1 protein-coding gene is annotated in these 1,130 nt (G+C 59.8%); it reads right to left on the bottom strand.

The features are described from left to right. On the bottom strand, positions 1 to 1,130 hold a 1,130-nt coding region (tuf, locus tag JAO85_RS25520), incomplete at both ends, for an elongation factor Tu (RefSeq protein WP_039051279.1).

Raw genomic sequence — 1,130 nt, 5'->3', positions numbered from 1 at the left:
GTACGACCACCTTCGCGGATAGCGAAGCGCAGACCTTCTTCCATGGCGATGGGGGAGATCAGCTTCACAGTGATCGACACGTTATCGCCAGGCATCACCATTTCCTTGCCTTCGGGCAGTTCGATGGAGCCGGTCACGTCAGTTGTACGGAAGTAGAACTGGGGACGGTAGTTGTTGAAGAAGGGAGTGTGGCGACCGCCTTCGTCCTTCGACAGCACGTAAACTTCAGCAGTGAAGTTGGTGTGGGGCTTGATGGAGCCGGGCTTGCACAGCACTTGGCCGCGTTCCACGTCTTCACGCTTGGTGCCGCGCAGCAGCAGACCCACGTTGTCGCCAGCTTGACCTTGGTCCAGCAGCTTGCGGAACATTTCCACGCCGGTGACGGTGGTCTTGACGGTGTCCTTGATACCGACGATTTCGATTTCTTCGCCGACCTTGACGATACCGCGCTCGATACGGCCGGTCACCACGGTACCACGACCGGAGATGGAGAACACGTCTTCCACGGGCATCACGAAGGCGCCGTCAACAGCACGCTCGGGAGTGGGGATGTAGGTGTCCAGAGCTTCGGCCAGCTTCAGGATGGCAGGCTCGCCCTTGTCGGACTGGTCACCTTCCAGGGCCAGCTTGGCGGAGCCGCGGATGATGGGGGTGTCGTCACCGGGGAAGTCGTACTTGGACAGCAGCTCGCGCACTTCCATTTCGACCAGTTCCAGCAGTTCTTCGTCGTCCACCATGTCGGCCTTGTTCAGGAACACGATGATGTAGGGCACGCCCACCTGACGCGACAGCAGGATGTGCTCGCGAGTCTGGGGCATGGGGCCGTCAGCAGCGGAGCAAACCAGGATAGCGCCGTCCATCTGAGCGGCACCAGTGATCATGTTCTTCACATAGTCAGCGTGGCCGGGGCAGTCCACGTGAGCGTAGTGGCGGTTGGCAGTTTCGTACTCAACGTGCGAAGTGTTGATCGTGATACCACGAGCCTTTTCTTCGGGGGCGTTGTCGATCTGCGAGTAGTCCTTGGCTTCACCGCCGAAGTGCTTGGACAGCACGGTAGCGATAGCAGCAGTCAGGGTGGTCTTGCCGTGGTCAACGTGACCGATGGTGCCCACGTTCACGTGGGGCTTGGT

The sequence above is a fragment of the Comamonas sp. NyZ500 genome (assembly GCF_016772095.1).
Lineage (GTDB): Bacteria > Pseudomonadota > Gammaproteobacteria > Burkholderiales > Burkholderiaceae_C > Comamonas > Comamonas thiooxydans.
This window is presented reverse-complemented; position numbering and strand designations above follow the sequence as displayed.